The organism is Thioclava indica (assembly GCF_000714545.1).
GTDB lineage: Bacteria > Pseudomonadota > Alphaproteobacteria > Rhodobacterales > Rhodobacteraceae > Thioclava > Thioclava indica.
Genome location: NZ_AUNB01000003.1, coordinates 1 through 660 on the forward strand (window position 1 = coordinate 1; position 660 = coordinate 660).

Sequence of the window (660 nt, forward strand, 5' to 3'; positions counted from 1 at the left end):
TTGACCTGCGCGCGGTGATCAAGCTGATCGACGGCCTCTGCGCGCACGAGAATAGCCCGAGAGCCCATTGAATATCAGAGATCGTCTTATGACCAACACGCTAATCCTAGCTGACCTACATCTCGATCTCTGGCATCGGGCGGGGCTGAACCCGCTCGACCAGATTGATTTCGAAGGTGTCGAGTTGTTGATCATCGCCGGCGATCTGACCAACAAACCGCGGGTGCGTTGGAAGCAGGCCTTCGAGTTGATCGGTGAGCGCATCCCACTGGATCGGGTGCATGTGCTCCCGGGCAACCACGATTATTACGACTTTCGGTTGGATGGCGATGACCGGCTTGCCGAGATCGCAAATACAGCGGGTGCCAAGTTTGCGCAGAAATCCGTGATCACCTGCGGCTCAACGCGCTATCTGTGCTGCACGCTTTGGACCGATATGCGCGCGGGCGATGGAACCCTCGAAGAAAATGCCGCCGCGGCGGCGCGCATCATGAACGATTACCGTTATATCCGGGTTGCGCACGCGGGCTTTCGCAAAGCGCGACCGCTCGACACGGTTACCCTGCATCGTGACCATCGCGCCTGGTTGGAAGCGCGGCTATCAGAACCGTTTGCAGGTGAGACCGTCGTCGTGACCCATCATGCGCCCCATCCCTTCGC

1 protein-coding gene is annotated in these 660 nt (G+C 58.9%); it reads left to right on the forward strand.

Annotated elements, in window-relative coordinates:
- Positions 1–88: 88 nt before the first annotated feature.
- The coding region (locus tag DT23_RS02810) for a metallophosphoesterase (RefSeq protein WP_038128049.1) at positions 89–660 on the forward strand (572 nt) is incomplete at its 3' end.